At 56.5% G+C, this 14,354-nt stretch carries 12 protein-coding genes; 4 read left to right on the top strand and 8 right to left on the bottom strand.

The genetic code is table 11. The features are described from left to right. Positions 1-2 precede the first annotated feature (2 nt). A complete protein-coding gene (gene asnB / locus ACR0DJ_RS19300; protein WP_480686054.1) occupies positions 3-1,949 on the bottom strand; it encodes an asparagine synthase (glutamine-hydrolyzing) in 1,947 nt (648 codons plus the stop codon). 157 nt (positions 1,950-2,106) lie between these two features. On the opposite strand from asnB, the gene ACR0DJ_RS19295 reads away from it, so the two are divergent. Continuing rightward, positions 2,107-2,772 carry a response regulator transcription factor gene (locus tag ACR0DJ_RS19295; RefSeq protein WP_170347020.1) on the top strand — a complete coding sequence of 222 codons (666 nt, stop codon included), beginning with the start codon at positions 2,107-2,109 and terminating at the stop codon, positions 2,770-2,772. Then, positions 2,762-4,147: an ATP-binding protein gene (locus tag ACR0DJ_RS19290; RefSeq protein WP_425080221.1), complete on the top strand. Its 1,386-nt coding sequence runs from the start codon at positions 2,762-2,764 to the stop codon at positions 4,145-4,147. Before ACR0DJ_RS19295 ends, ACR0DJ_RS19290 begins: the two co-directional genes overlap by 11 nt. Before the next feature lie 38 nt (positions 4,148-4,185). On the opposite strand, the gene ACR0DJ_RS19285 is transcribed toward ACR0DJ_RS19290, so the two are convergent. From ACR0DJ_RS19285 to ACR0DJ_RS19275, 3 genes are all read right to left on the bottom strand, one after another. Then, positions 4,186-5,211: a glycosyltransferase family 2 protein gene (locus tag ACR0DJ_RS19285; RefSeq protein ID WP_480686053.1), complete on the bottom strand. Its 1,026-nt coding sequence runs from the start codon at positions 5,209-5,211 to the stop codon at positions 4,186-4,188. Further along, on the bottom strand, positions 5,208-6,701 hold the full coding sequence (locus ACR0DJ_RS19280; RefSeq protein WP_480686052.1) for a hypothetical protein: 1,494 nt from the start codon (positions 6,699-6,701) through the stop codon (positions 5,208-5,210). The genes ACR0DJ_RS19285 and ACR0DJ_RS19280 overlap by 4 nt, the downstream gene beginning before the upstream one ends. A gap of 194 nt (positions 6,702-6,895) precedes the next feature. After that, a complete protein-coding gene (locus ACR0DJ_RS19275) occupies positions 6,896-7,606 on the bottom strand; it encodes a methyltransferase domain-containing protein (protein ID WP_170347013.1) in 711 nt (236 codons plus the stop codon). Between the two features lie 632 nt (positions 7,607-8,238). On the opposite strand from ACR0DJ_RS19275, the gene ACR0DJ_RS19270 reads away from it, so the two are divergent. Next, complete coding sequence (locus ACR0DJ_RS19270; protein ID WP_170347011.1) at positions 8,239-8,805, top strand: VPLPA-CTERM sorting domain-containing protein; 567 nt, start codon at positions 8,239-8,241, stop codon at positions 8,803-8,805. A 59-nt stretch (positions 8,806-8,864) separates the two neighbouring features. On the opposite strand, the gene ACR0DJ_RS19265 is transcribed toward ACR0DJ_RS19270, so the two are convergent. Genes ACR0DJ_RS19265 through ACR0DJ_RS19250 form a run of 4 tightly spaced genes read right to left on the bottom strand, consistent with a single transcriptional unit; the run spans position 8,865 to position 12,989 of the window. Continuing rightward, complete coding sequence (locus ACR0DJ_RS19265; protein ID WP_480686051.1) at positions 8,865-9,749, bottom strand: glycosyltransferase family 2 protein; 885 nt, start codon at positions 9,747-9,749, stop codon at positions 8,865-8,867. Next, positions 9,730-10,557, bottom strand: coding sequence for a CpsD/CapB family tyrosine-protein kinase (locus tag ACR0DJ_RS19260; RefSeq protein ID WP_170347007.1), 828 nt, complete (start codon positions 10,555-10,557; stop codon positions 9,730-9,732). Before ACR0DJ_RS19260 ends, ACR0DJ_RS19265 begins: the two co-directional genes overlap by 20 nt. Positions 10,558-10,588: 31 nt before the next feature. Continuing rightward, positions 10,589-12,130, bottom strand: a complete 1,542-nt coding sequence (locus ACR0DJ_RS19255; protein ID WP_170347005.1) for a GumC family protein — start codon at positions 12,128-12,130, stop codon at positions 10,589-10,591. 1 nt (position 12,131) lies between these two features. Beyond that, positions 12,132-12,989: an ExeA family protein gene (locus ACR0DJ_RS19250; protein WP_480686050.1), complete on the bottom strand. Its 858-nt coding sequence runs from the start codon at positions 12,987-12,989 to the stop codon at positions 12,132-12,134. A 655-nt stretch (positions 12,990-13,644) separates the two neighbouring features. Here ACR0DJ_RS19250 and ACR0DJ_RS19245 point away from each other — a divergent pair. Next, positions 13,645-14,334: a sugar transferase gene (locus ACR0DJ_RS19245; protein ID WP_368040377.1), complete on the top strand. Its 690-nt coding sequence runs from the start codon at positions 13,645-13,647 to the stop codon at positions 14,332-14,334. Positions 14,335-14,354 lie beyond the last annotated feature (20 nt).

The raw sequence follows: 14,354 nt of genomic DNA, 5'->3' as shown, positions 1-14,354 counted from the left end.
CTTCAACTGTGGACCGCAGCGCCCACAGGTTTGTTGGCAGAGGAGGGTCGGGGGCGGAACCTGTCCGGCCGGATGCTGACGTGATCGCGTAATCTGTTGATTTCGCGATCTTCGTCCTGATGGTCCAGCCGGCATCGCAGCCAGACCTCGGTCAACAGCAACCGCAGCCGAAGGTCCGGACTGGCCTCTTCGATTGTATCTGCTACCTGTGCTCGGGTCAGGCTGAAAAGATCCCCCAGATGGGCGTTCCTGAAGTATTCCGGCCGGATCTCAAGCCGCTGAAACACCGTCGTCCAGAACCCGATCTTGATGCGCTGGCTCAGGGTGTTGGGGATGTAGCGGTTGGCAACCTCGCGGACCACCCATTTGTCGCGGATGAAGGGGTGCGCCTTTTCGAAAACGAACGGAGAGGTCCTGAGTTTGTAGCGTGTGGGCAGATTGATCCCGAACCGGGCAACCTGTGTATCCAGAAACGGGAACCGCGCCTCGATCCCGGCAGCCATGCCCATTGTATCGTTGCGATGCAAAAGCGTTCGCAGATGGTGGTGCATGTAATCCAGGCTCCATTGCCGGCCTCTTTCCTGAAACTTGCGAGGCAGCTGTGCCAGGCTGTCGGCTACAGCCCGCTTGTCCTGCGCCATCTCGCGACCATTCAGGATGTCGCGGACGTTTTCCATGTTTCCCATCCGGTCAGGTGCCAGGATCGGGCCAACCCCCGGTATTGCACGTATGGCTGATCCCAACCCGCTGATCATCCTTTCATACCCGTCTGTCAGGCGTTTGCGGCCAAGCCAGGGATAGCCCAGAAACAGCTCATCCGATCCTTCGCCTGACAACAGCCCCTTGATCCCTGAATCCGCCGCGAGCTGGGCGATCATCATCAGTGGCGCGCAATTGGGATGATAGGAGAACGGGTATTCGTAGTGACGCATTACACGCGGGATCATGTCGACGAAATCCTGCTCTTCAGCCTCGATGACATGCAGATCAAGTTTCAGGCTTTTGGCCAGATCCGAGGCGGCGTCCACCTCGCTCCAGGCGCCTTTCACATTGGCGTGGAACAGGGCGATATTCTGGTGCTGGGCCGCTGCGATGGCAACGATCAGGGATGAATCCACCCCGCCAGAGCAAAACGCGCCAACCGGTGCATCCGCGAATAAATGAGAGGCCACGGATTTATGCATGAGATCCGCATATTCATCGACGATATCGGCAGCCGACAGGCCATCGAGACGGGTCATCTCATCAAGGTCGAGAAAGTCGGTCAGGTGGAAGAAAGAGGCGATGTCGATATTGCCCGCTCCGTCATGCCACAGGTAAGTGCCGGGTGTCAGGCTGCGGATCCCCTGATAGAAGGTCGGGCCGCTGGTCGGGCCTCCGAATTTCATCAGGTAAGCCGTGATCGAGTTGACATCGGGTTGCAGGGTTATCCAGGGTTCGAAGGCCTTGATCTCTGAACCGAACAGAAAGGCGGGGCCTTGTTCGGTCATCCCTTGCATCCAGTAGAGAGGTTTCATGCCGAACCGGTCCCGGGCCAGCAGAACCCGGTGTGTCTGCCGGTCGATAAAGGCCAGTCCAAACATGCCATCGAACCGGGCAAGCGCATCTTCGCCCCATTGGATCAGGCTGTGCAGCACCACTTCGGTGTCCGAGGTTGTGCGGAACGGGATGCCCAAAGCCTCAAGTTCAGCGCGCAGGGTTCTGAAGTTATAGACTTCGCCATTGTAGACAAGGATGTAGCGGCCGCTTGGGTCCGTAAATGGCTGATCCGACCGGGTGTCGGTATCAACCAGGGACAGGCGTTGATGGGCCAGGCCAAGACCGGGCTCGCTCAGAATATTGCCGGCATCGGGGCCGCGGTGCCGAATGGCGAAACCGCTTTGACGAAGCCGTGTGACATCAGGGGATGAGGTTGTATCCTCTGGGAAAATTCCAAACAGACCGCACATCCGGCACCTCAAATCGCTAAAACTAAATTTTGGGTTCTAAAACGGATCGCTTTCGACAACCGATCGGGTGAAATATATAAAAGGTGGGGTGAACGGTGCATGTCGGGTCTTGTCATGCTGTGTTCACGTTTGGGCCGTTTGTCCCGTATGAGGGGTTATGAAGGTACTGGTTGCGGAAGATGACGATACACTGCGCGGTGATCTTGAATGTTTGCTGCGCGCCCGGGGTGATATCGTAAGACTGTCAGGAAACGGCAATGATGCGCTGTTTCTGGGAGAGACCGAGGATTGGGACGCGATCGTGCTGGACCTGGGGCTGCCGGGGCTGGACGGGTTGTCGATCCTGCGGGAATGGCGCAGCCGGAATGTGGCTGTGCCGGTTCTGATCCTGTCGGCGCGTGACAGCTGGAACGACATCGTTTCCGGGCTGCGCAGCGGGGCCGATGATTATCTGTCAAAGCCGTTTCATTCCGAAGAGCTTCTGGCGCGGCTCGAGGCCTTGGTGCGCCGTGCAAGCGGGCGTGGTACGCCCTCGATCGATGTCGGAGATCTTTCGGTTCTGCCAGATGAAAAAGCCGCCTTTTTCAAAGGGCGCAGCGTATCGCTGACCGCTTTCGAGTTCCGGGCGCTGGAGCATCTCGCCCGGCATGCGGGATCTGTCGTCAGCCGGGCAGATCTGATCGAACATATCTATGCCGAGGATATGGATCTGCAATCGAACGTCATCGATGTTCTTGTCTCACGTTTGCGTCGGAAAACTTCGGCGGGAATGGTGGAAACCGTGCGGGGGCATGGGTATCGGATTCCGGTAGATGACGCATAATTGGGCCACGATCCCCCGTCGCGTTTCGATTGCCACGATAGCGATCTGCTGCGCCATACTGGGTATCGGGGCAATGATCTGCATTCAGGTCTACCGGGCTCATGAAATCAGCGAAATGGATTTGCTGCTTGGGCAGGATTTGTTGATCGAAGCCCGGCGGGTCGCCTATGACGGGGCACAGGCTGAACTGCTCGAGAGCGTTGGCCCGAGCTTTTATGACCTGACCAATGAGCAATGGTTCTGGCAATTGACGCGCGACGGGTCTGACGAAATCCTGCTGCAATCCCCGTCACTTGGCCCTGTTACTGCGGAAAGCTGGGTTCTGGACGTCCCGGAAGCCGGGGGGAATTTCGTAATCCCGGGCGGAGATGTTCTGCGTGGAAGGCGGGCCGTGTTTCCCGGGATGGAACCGGATGAGACATTGACCTTCCGGATTGCGGCCCCGCTGATGCATGTCACGGAAGAGACCAACCGGGCTGCAAAGCTGATTGCATTGATTTTCATTGGTCTTGCCATAATGGTTTCGGTTTCGGTCTACATCACCGTGAACAGGGGGCTGATGCCGCTCAAGCGGCTCAGCAATTCCGTGAAGGTCATGCGTAAAAACGACACCATCATAGACGATCAGAAATGGCCCCCCGATCTGGTTCCCGTGGTTGAGGAACTGCGCGAGTTGCACTGGCGCAACGGCACGATCATCGAAAAACACCGTCGAAAAAACGCAGAGCTGGCGCATGGCCTGAAAACACCGCTGGCGGCATTGGCGCGCGTTGCCGAAGAGCTTGAGGGGGATAAAAGAGATCAGATAACGGATTTTGTGGGGCGTATGACCGGTGTCATCAAACGGAACCTCAGCCGTGCTCGTACCGAACGCCCCTATGGAAAATCCTCTCCGGTGCATGCCTGTGCCGAAGATGTATCGTTTGCACTTGGCATCACACTCCGAAACAGGATGCCGCATATCGAAAACGCCATAGACGCCGGAACCACCTTTTGGGGCGAGGAGGCCGACATTCAGGAGATCCTGGGCAATCTGCTTGAAAACGCCTGTCTCTGGGCCAGGAGCCATGTGCGCATATCCGTGACGGCATCCGAGCCGGGCATGATCACGTTGAGTATCGAGGATGATGGCCCCGGGATGGGGGCGGGTAAATCAGAGGGGTCGGCTCGGAAAGACAACGCCGATGAGACCGAGGGGCATGGGCTGGGGCTTTTGATCGTGCAGGATATCGCTGAACTTTACGGCGGATCCGTCAGTATCGGAACATCCCCTCTGGGTGGTGCGCGCGTTTCGGTAACGCTGCCGGGCCAGATTGAAGCTGCCAGAAAGCCCAGAACGCGGTCCCTCAAAGGAAACTTGCGCAGGGCAAACTGATCGGTTTGTCCGGTTTCCGACGGGTGAAACCGGACAGGTTAACTTCGCCTGACCGACAAGTTATGCCGTCTGCCCAGCATGTGATATTCGAACAGGCACCAGACATAGATGGTGGCCGAGTAGACGTAATAGACCTGATGGTAGAGCAGACACTTGAACGCAAACCACGGCCCGCCATGCCCGGACATGGCGCGCACCAGATCCAGATTGGCGACAAAGGCCGCAGCCAGTAACACAAAAGGCAAAGGCCAGCTTCCCGGCCAGAACGGCAAAGCCAGAAGCGACAGCAGCAACAGCCCGGCAATTGCGGCTCGGGCCCGCTCGGCCATCGAGGTGTTCAGGTCATCCGTCAGCCCCTCGCGCGAGATCATCAGCCGGGCCCAGGGCAGGGCGCGGCAGAAGATATCCGTGCTCAGGCTGTTGCGAATGGTCCAGACTTTCAGATGTTTGCCCTGCAAAAGCGGCTCGACCAGGATACGGCGGCCGGTGGCCGCGATCCGGTAGCCCAGTTCGATATCCTCGATCGAGGGGACCTCATAGGTTTTTACGTCGAACCCACCGACCTCCAGAAACACGTCGCGCCGGATGGCGCCGCACCCGGCCCAGAAGGTGCGCGCCTCGCGGCGGGCCCGTTGATGGTGATAGCGATGCAGAAGGTTCTTGTAGCGTGAAAACCAGGCCTGCCCGTCCGGGGCATCATCATAGGATCCGAACACGGCACCGACATTGTCTTCGGACATCGCCCGGCGAATATGTTCCGGGCCATCGGGCCAGGCGATGACATCGGAATCCACGAACCACAGGACATCGCCCGTGGCCTGCTGGGCGGCCAGGTTGCGGGCCGCTCCGGGACCGCCATTGACGGGCGTGGCCAGAACGGTTGCGCCCATTTCCCGTGCCAGCGCCGCAGTGCCGTCCGGGGACTGGTCATCCACCACCAGAACCTGCTGCACCTGTCCGGTATTCAGCATCTCAATCAATGGGGGCAAAACGCGCGGCAGCAGATGTTCGGCGTTGTAGGCCGGCATGACCACGCTGATGGAAAGGGATTGATCTGAACTCACGAAGGATCTCCGGCAATGATACGCGAAGCGCCTGGGCGCTGAACAAGGAAAAGAAAGGCCGCTGTAAAGGGCAACAACCACATCACGCGCGCGCCGTAACGATCCGCGGGTTGAGATACTCCTCCGCAGACCAGAGCGTTGACCGCTATTCCGATCAGGATGAACAGCGCAAACAGCTTCATGTCACGCGACACACGACCCGGCCGCAGCAGAACAAACACGATAAAGGCAAAAGACACGGCATAGATCGCGCCGTGTACGATATCGGCCGTTTCTATCCAGCCCCTGTCCCGAGACAATGAACCGCCTTGGAACATATCGGGCCGGATATCTTCCATTCTGGCCAACCAGCGGGCGTTTTCCAGTTCCACAGCCGTTGGGATCGTCATGGCAATGCTATAGCGCAATACCTGCTGATAGCCGTTCCGGGCCAGCGCCAACGAGGTGGAAAGGGGCCGGGACAGGAAAACCGCCTTGGCGAATTCCCGTTGGGACAGGGCAACCCGTTTCTGATCTTCGGGTGACATGAGCCGGAATGAACCCAGGTTGGGCGAGCGTTCGAAAATGATATGGGATGGTGTCAGCCTGTAGGGATCATCTGACCACGACAGCGCTTCGTGTAGCGCGCAGGTGGGCACTTCGGCATTCGGACAGACCTCGTCCAGATAATCCATGCCCGGCCCGTCAACGATGAGCCGCGCGGTGATATGCGGCGTATAGACGACCTCTTTGTTGGTGGCGATTTCCACGGTGACCTGAAAGGCCTTGCGCTCGGCCAGTGCCAGCGCCAGAACCATCATCATCAAGATTGTCGCACGCCAGCGTCGTGGTCTTTTTCCCCAGAGCGCGGCCAAAGCGACAAAAGGTATCATTAACGCTGCAACCGCCAGATGAGACGGGTGCAGAAGGGCACTGAACAGGGCCAGACTGGATACCAAAAACAGTTCCCAGGTTTGCATCATCCGCCCAAAGGCCGTCAGTGAGGCAATCACGATCAGCAGCACCGGTGCAAAAATATCCGGCATCATATAGGCGACATAAAACGGCAATGAAGTGCTGGCTGCCACCAACAAAGGCACTGCGGTCATCATGATTGTGTTCGGCGTCCCACCCGGCGACCGGCCAGCGGTTCGCGCCAGCATCCAAACGGCCAGCAGCGTAGCAGCCAGATGCAATACCGGAAGGACGGACAGGGCATCGACCCGAACAAGCGCAGCCATGATGAGGCCATAGATCAGTGACCGTGATCCGGTTGCGGTGTTATCCTCATCGGCGGCGTGGGTTACACCTGCCGCAACGCTGTCAGCTGTCGGTGGAAGGAAACTGCTCAAGGCCACATTTCCCTGCCGGATGTAACTGCCGGTGTCGAAGTAATAAAGCGGCCCGCCATTGATCATGAGAACGGACAGGCAGACCAGCAGCGCCGCGACCAACAGGAGGAAAGCCCCGACCGTCCAGGGTGGCTTGTCCGAAAGAGCCGGCACGGTCATATCCGTTCTGCGACCAGATTTGCCGCAAGTACGGTGTGCTGAAGGCAAGCAACTATCGCATTCAGCCCGTCTTCCAGTGCCATTTCACAGGGATCAAAATCAGGCGCGTTCATCAGCGTCCTCGGCAGCCTCCATCAATCGGGCCATAAGCGGTGTTATCCCACTCCGGTCTCTGCCGGCATGGCGTTAAGCAATCATTTGATAGCAAGAAAACCTTCGAAACAAATATACTTCTGAATACTCATCACATCCTTGAAACCGGCCCGGCCCAGCAGATCCAGATTGCCCTGAGTGGAAAATGGCTCCAGCACGCTTTTCAGGCTGCGCGCCTTTTCGACGATTTCCTCGCTTGAGAATCCGTTGCCGATTTTGAATTCGTTGTAGAGCTGAGTCACAAGATCCTGAAACCGCGCATCCGGCCCCCGGACCTTTTCGAACATGACAAACGCACCGCCCCAGTTCAGGGTGTTGTAGATCTTGGTGAACAGTTCCTGCCGGTACCGGGGCGGGATGAACTGCATTGTATAATAGCTGACGATCATGTCCGCCTTTTCCATCTCCATATGACGGGCATCGTCATGAAGAATGGAAATGTTCGGGACGTCCGCGCAATGAGCTTCGGCGACCTTCACCATTTCGGGTTCGACATCGATGCCGATCCAGCGTGCGTCCGGCTTTCCCGCATTGTGTTCTGCCAGCTTGCGGATCAACTCTCCGGTCGATGTGCCGATTTCATAGCAGAGACTGTCATTGCGGACGAAGAAATCGGAAACCTGACAGATCAGGCCGTGACCCATTTCATAAAGAGGAACAGACAATTTGATGTGGTCTACAAACGTATCGGGAACACTGCCCCCAAAGGTCCAGTTCGCATTCTCAGCGGCTATGTTCTGGCCAACGCCCATGCGCAATGTCTCCTCGCTAAATAGGCAGGCACAATAGACAAACGGCTAAACAAGGGCTTCCGATTGAAAATGCGTGCCTGAACTTGGTACAATAACAATCCAAAGCTACACGAAACTTTCGGACCGTCGAAGAAGAAATATGGCGGAGCCCGGGTTTGTGGCCTTTTTCCCTTCTGTCGCGATCCGCAGGGCCCTTGTCGCGGGCCGAAAGTGGACAGTGCGCTGAAATGATTTGTATTGTTTCTTGCCTTGTGCGGCACGGGGGCGCCCGTCATGTGAAAAGACGTGCCGGCTGCATTTCATGACAGAGTGATCGGGCGTGGTTCTGCATTGCCTGAACCGGTTCGGATTATGCTTGGTGCAATGTGAAAACGCTTGGAATCGCCGGAAAGTCGGCATGTTCTCCAGACGCAGATTCGCCTTATTCGGGTGATTCTGGTTCACGATAGGGAAACAAACTGTAACTCAGGTATCCATTGTGCTGAGCAATGGGCCCTTGCGACAAAAAAAAGCCACAATTCCGAGGAAAATCCTTCGCAATCAAATAGAAATGAATTATTAATAATTGCAGTAGGTGCCCTGCCGAGATTTCGAGCGGGTTGTGTGTATAAAAATCAAAGGTGGGACTTTGTATGTTTAGAACTTTTAAAATGATGGCGGCGGGGCTTGCTACTGCTGTGATGATGGCCGGATCGGCCAGCGCTCTGACTTCGGTGTCAGCGGGTGGTGGTCCTCTTCCGGGGGGTGGATATGACATCACCTCCGACACGCTCTTCTCCGGTACCGTTTCCACGATGGGTGGACCCGGGGCTTACATGATCAACTTCCAGTCGCCGATTGATCCTCTTTTTGGTGTTGCGAACGCTTCGATCACCATCAATCTGCTGAGCACGTTCACAGGTCTGACGGTGAGCTGGGTCGACGCCTTGAATCCGGCCAACGTGCTGGCATCGACGTCGGTTCTGGGTGGTGTTCAGACGACACTCAGCACGCTGTTCAGCAGCGTCAGCCCGAACACCTTGAGCCAGAATTTGGTGTTTAGCTGGGCCAACTCTCAAGGGGCGACCGATGCCAATGGCAATCCGGTGCCGGTTACGTTTGATTTCGACGTCGCACCAGTTCCGCTGCCCGCCGGTGGTCTGCTGCTTCTGACCGCGCTTGGTGGTTTGGCTCTGACGCGTCGCCGCAGGGCCGCCTGAGCGACACACAAACCTGACAAACAGGACAAGGGGCCGTTTCGCGGTCCCTTTTCTTTTGATCAGATGTCGCCGCCTGCTGCCTGGCGCAACATCCAGATCATCCGCTGACATCTGAGCCGGAACAACGTGATGACCGCCCGACTGGTTTCGCCCGCCGAGGTCAGCTTGTCGCTGGTAAGGATTTTCGGGGTATGCACAATTGCACTGGCCGGCATGGCCAATCCACGGATCGCCCACCGCATGCGCGCGGCGGCGTTGGTGCCATGCAGCAGATATGCCTCTTGGGTCGTGCGCCGCCACTTGGCCTTGAGGGCGGGCCAGTTCTGCCGGGATGGATGGCTGACACGAAAGTCGTCCCGGTAGATCAGGCTATACCCGCGCGCGACCGCGCGCATGGTCCATTCCCGATCTTCCGAGACACCGTTGATGAACCCGCCGATCACATCGAACACATCGCGCCGGGTCAGTAGGTTGCCGGCGCCGGAAAACCCCTGAACCTCGATATACCTGCGGAAGTTGAATGCAAAAACGGCCTCGAACGCTTCTGCGCCGCTGCGCGGGGGCGGGGTTTCGTCAAAGACATCTACCCGGCCACCAATCAGATCGGCCTGATCCGCGACCTGACGCCCGACGCTCAACCAGTCCGGCGCGGGTACGCAATCGGCATCGATGAAAAACAGCCGGGGCGCTCTGGTTTCTGCAACCCCGCGATTGCGGGCATGGGCCGCGCCCTTTTGGGTTTCCACCACGAAACGCACCTTGGGGAAGGCCTGGCGCATCGTGTCCAGCGACACCGGAGAGTTATTGTCAACGACAACGATTTCGGTCGCCGTCAGATCGTTCTCTCTCAGGGCAAGAAGACATCGTTCCAGCCGGGGCAAATCGTTGTAATGGGGAATGATCACCGCATCGGCCGGAGCCGTATCAGTAGGATCCGTACTCATTGCCAAACGTCCCGCTGATGTATCGGCATTTGTTCAGCACGATCCCCATGACGCTGGTCAGTTCCGCCAGTTGCTGTTCGGAAACGTCGATATGGTCGATGCTGGTTTCTTCGGCCGCAGCCAGAAGCAGGGCACAATCGACATTCCTGAGAAAGCCGTGGCTGTCATCGCTCATCATCAGGGGGGGCGTGTCGAACAGAATGACGTCGGGTTTGTAATCCGCCTCGAGCTGTTCGAGAAATTCGATCGCCCGTCGGCTTTGCAAGATTTCCGCCGGGTTGCGCGTGGGCGTGTAATTCAGCCCGAAAATCACGTTCTTGCCATACCGCAGCGCATGTTCGTGAAACGGCACCGATCCCTGAATGACGTCGGCCATGCTGTGGTTGCCGGTTTGCTTCAGAATCTCGGCCAGCCCCCTGCGCCGCATGTCGAAATCGATCACGATCGTCCGCAGATCTTCCTGCCGCCCCAGGCTGAACGCCAGGTTGGCCGTCGTCGTGCTTTTGCCGCACCCGCTGTACGGGGAGGTCAATGCCACCCTGCGCCATTTGTTGGACAAGATCTGTTGCAGCATCTTGGTCCGCAACATGTCATAGGGGGTGGCGTCTCCGCCGCCAGCAAGCGATGCAAGCCGGTTGCGCACTGCAAGTTTGGGGTCGATCTGTATCTCGGGCACGCTTTGCCACCGGGCGTCACGAGCGTCTTCTGACGGGGCATGACGGGGCGGTTGTTCCATGACCGGCGGCGGGCTTTCGCGGCTCTGCCGTTCCTCGCGCGCCTTTTGAATCGCTTTCTGAAGACGGTCCATCACACATTCACCAAATCAATCGAAACAATACTCACCAGTATGTCTCCAGTTTATCCATCACTCTCTCGGTAATAAGATCGAGAGGCAGGTAATAGGTATGCACCGCCCAGACCCCGGCCGGCACTCCGATTAGAATGGCCAGTATGATCCCACCCCATACCGCGCGCTGCATCAACACTTCACCGCGGGACGGAGCATAGGGAATAGTGGCGATCGGCCAGACATCAAGCTTGCTGATCAGGTCTTCGGGCCGACGCACGGAGCGATTCAGGATCTCCAGCAGGACCACAAGCCCCAGCCCCAGTGCGATGCCAAAGGCAGCGCCCCCGCCGGCGATCATCAAGCGGTTTGGCTTGGCCGGCTCGCTTGGCGTAGAGGGATGCTCGATGACGGAAATACGTTGCCCCTGGGACGTGACTTCGATCCGTTCCCCGGTCGAGGCTGCGGCCAGGCGGCTGACCGCGGCATTGTACTGGTTTAGGATGTTGTCATGTTCGCGCTGCAGTTCAGACAGTGTGATGGCATTGGCCGGCGTCTGATCGATGGTCAACGTCAGAGCGTTAAGACGGTCTTCCATAACCCGCTTCTGATCCTCCAACGCCGAAATCTGCGAGTCGACCTGGGCCAGTTGCAGATCAAGGGCCGAATTGCCTGTTTGCACATCAACCGGGGCCGGGTTTGTTGCCTGTTCGGCGGCAACCACTTCCTCAAGCTTTTCGATCCGGGCTTGCAACAACTTAATCTGAGGGTTGTTTTCGGAATAAATCACACGCTGATTATCCAGTTGATTGCGCAACTGGCTCAGCTGTTGTTGCGCGGGGGACAGGTTCTGCTGAGAGACCCCGACAACCTGACCGGTTGAACTGAAGATATTGACCAGCTTTTCGCGCTGCGCTTTGAGAGAAAAGATCTGCTGGTCTGTTTGTTCAAGATTGGTCTGCAATGCCCCCTGCTGTGCCAGCCGAAATTGCAGGCTGTCGGGCAAAGCGCCGGAGTTTTCATTCTTGAACTCGAGAATACGGGCGCTGCGCCGGCTCAACTCGTCGCTCAGCCGTTCTACTTCGAGCTCGAAGAACGCTAGGGTATCTGTGGCCCGTTCCTTGCGATAGGCGACATCCAGCTTCTGGATTTCCGTCAGGTATTTGTTCAACACACCTGCCGCAATCTGGCCACTGCGCGCTTCGAAGGTGATTGTCATCAGATTGGCCTGATTGAGACCACCAGAAGTCCAGATCGAAGTGTTCTTGCGCATGGCTTTGACGATCTGGTCAGGGCTTGCCTCATCCTGGTCGGGCAGCACCTGAAACTCACGTGCGATCTCCAGAAGGACCGGACGGGTCAGCAGGCGCTGTTCGATGATCTGAAGCTGTTCCGCCGCGGGTGTCGTGACGGTACTGGCCGCCAAGGAGCCCGGAATCTGAGGCGATTCAACAATCAGGCGCATCGTCGAGACATATGTGGCAGGCAGTGATCTGGCGACAATGAATGACGCTACAGACACGATCAGGGCGACGATCAGGAAATACGGAAACCGTCTCAGGAAAATGGAAAAGTAATAGCGAACCGGGCCCATATCAGACTGTCAGCTCCTTCTCGAGTGAGTTTCCGCCAAAGAATACGCCATCTTTGACCACCTGCTCCACAACCCCTTCATCCACCTTCTCGGCCTCATTCGTCCAAGCATAAAGCAGGGCAAAGTCGCAGAACTGATTCACAAGTCGCGGAACACCGCGCGTTTGTTTGAAAATCTGCTTGCAGGCCTCTTCGGTGAACTCATCGCCTGAACCGCCAGCCGTTTTCATCCTATGCCTGATATAGGCTTCGACCGAAGACTCATCCATCCGTTCAAGATGAAAACTTGCGGCCACGCGCTGTGTCAGCTGGCGCATCTTGGGATCAAGAACCATGTCGCGCAATTCAGGCTGACCAACCAGAACAAGCTGGATCAGCTCATCCGTGTTCGAGTTGATATTGGTCAGCATCCGGATTTCTTCCAACCCTTCGACGGTCAGGTTCTGCGCTTCGTCAAAGATCAGAACCACACGCCGCCCTTCTGCATATTCCGCGACCAGGAAATCCTGTAATTCCCGGAACAGCTGTACATAGGGGGCGTCGTTGTCGATTGGCAGGCCTAAAGCATGCAGGACCCATTGCAGCAGCTCTCCTCGGCCACCTTGGGCATTCGAGATCAGCCCTACGGTGATCGACTGCTCCATCTCGCTGAGAAGATGCTGTACCAGGGTGGTTTTTCCGGCCCCGATTTCCCCGGTCAGCACGGTGATGGGGGCACAGCTCATGATGCCGAATTGCAGGACCGAGTAACCGCGCTTGTGCAGCGGCGACCAGTACATGAATCCGGGATCCGGAAGCAGCGTGAAGGGCCGTCGGTCAAGCCCGAAATAATCTAGATAAAACCCGTCGCTGGACGCCATTGCACCTCGGTTGCCTTCTGCCTTGTCAAACCTCGTACTGGCCCCCCGGAGATTATCCAAACTCATACTCTGAACCACCAGAAATCCCTTACACAAAGAACACATCACATAAACAAAAAGTACTTGGGTACTAGTTTGTCACAAAATCAAGATAGCAGGCACCACTAAACTGCACACGCGGTGAATTGACCTTTCCGCTTTCTCAATCTGAGGTGACCGGCGCGATTGTTTCCGTTGCGCCCTTATTGGGTTGACCGAGAAAGAGGCAATCAGAACCTGCGGTGATCACACATTAAAAGAGATTCCAGGGGCGGGAATCAAACCTAAAGAGCTAAATTCTTGCCCATTGTGTCCCGCAGGGAAACGAAAGTTCATGAATTTGCGGCCGATCAATTGGTCGCAGCTTCATGATACCGTAAAAAAGCACCTGTATTCAGCGACCAGAGAACACGTTCGCCAGCATTAATGTTTTGCAAGGCAGGTGGAATTTGTTAACAGTTGTATACGGGAAAGCGACCTCGCAAGTGAGTAAGTGCAGGGTCGAAGTGGTATAGAAATATAAGATTTTAAATATATGTAGTTGAGGTCGAGCGTGTTCGGTTCCTGAGTTTGGTAAGTGGTTCATGAGTGTTTGTGTGTGTTGGGGGTTTAAATAGTGACAAGTCATTCGAAAGAAGTGGCCAACGCTGGCGCGGGCTACTCCGGTATTTCTGTTGTATCCACTCCGTTGCCGTGTCGAGGGGTGTACAGAAGTGTGGGCAAGCGTCTTTTTGACATTGCGTTCGCTTTGCTCGCAGCACCTTTCGTTGTGCCTTTTGTTCTTATGCTGGCCGCATTTTTGGCCCTCCAGGGTGTGACGCCGTTTTATCGGCAGGAACGGCTGGGCAAGAACGGCAAGGCCTTCAAGATGATCAAACTACGCACAATGGTGCATGACGCCGAAAACGTGCTGCAAGAACATCTGAAAGCAAACCCTGAAGCCCGTGAGGAATGGAATCGCGACCAGAAGCTGCGGAATGATCCGCGCATCATCAAGTTCGGGACATTCCTGCGCAAATCCTCGATGGATGAGTTGCCGCAATTCTGGAATGTTTTCGTTGGCGAAATGTCCGTGGTTGGCCCCCGCCCCATGATGGTTTGCCAGAAAGAGCTTTATCCAAACAACATGTACTACAGAATGCGCCCCGGCATTACCGGCTCATGGCAGGTCTCCAACCGGAACAATTCGACATTCGCCGAGCGTGCGCAGCATGATGTGGAATACTGGAAGGACATGTCGCTCAAGACGGACATGCATATCCTGTTTCGGACAATTTTTGCGGTTCTGCGTGGGACCGGTTGCTGAAACGGTCATTTTGCAGCCTT

It is taken from the genome of Ruegeria sp. BF10 (assembly GCF_056538725.1).
The sequence above is the reverse complement of the archived record's forward strand: the minus strand, read 5'-3'. Positions and strand labels throughout refer to the sequence as shown.

Bases quoted from the DNA above. Each gene is read 5' to 3' on its own strand.
- asnB (WP_480686054.1), bottom strand. From the start codon at position 1,949: ATGTGCGGTCTGTTTGGAATTTTCCCAGAGGATACAACCTCATCCCCT.
- ACR0DJ_RS19295 (WP_170347020.1), top strand. From the start codon at position 2,107: ATGAAGGTACTGGTTGCGGAAGATGACGATACACTGCGCGGTGATCTT.
- ACR0DJ_RS19290 (WP_425080221.1), top strand. From the start codon at position 2,762: ATGACGCATAATTGGGCCACGATCCCCCGTCGCGTTTCGATTGCCACG.
- ACR0DJ_RS19280 (WP_480686052.1), bottom strand. From the start codon at position 6,701: ATGACCGTGCCGGCTCTTTCGGACAAGCCACCCTGGACGGTCGGGGCT.
- ACR0DJ_RS19275 (WP_170347013.1), bottom strand. From the start codon at position 7,606: ATGGGCGTTGGCCAGAACATAGCCGCTGAGAATGCGAACTGGACCTTT.
- ACR0DJ_RS19270 (WP_170347011.1), top strand. From the start codon at position 8,239: ATGTTTAGAACTTTTAAAATGATGGCGGCGGGGCTTGCTACTGCTGTG.
- ACR0DJ_RS19265 (WP_480686051.1), bottom strand. From the start codon at position 9,749: ATGAGTACGGATCCTACTGATACGGCTCCGGCCGATGCGGTGATCATT.
- ACR0DJ_RS19260 (WP_170347007.1), bottom strand. From the start codon at position 10,557: ATGGACCGTCTTCAGAAAGCGATTCAAAAGGCGCGCGAGGAACGGCAG.
- ACR0DJ_RS19255 (WP_170347005.1), bottom strand. From the start codon at position 12,130: ATGGGCCCGGTTCGCTATTACTTTTCCATTTTCCTGAGACGGTTTCCG.
- ACR0DJ_RS19250 (WP_480686050.1), bottom strand. From the start codon at position 12,989: ATGGCGTCCAGCGACGGGTTTTATCTAGATTATTTCGGGCTTGACCGA.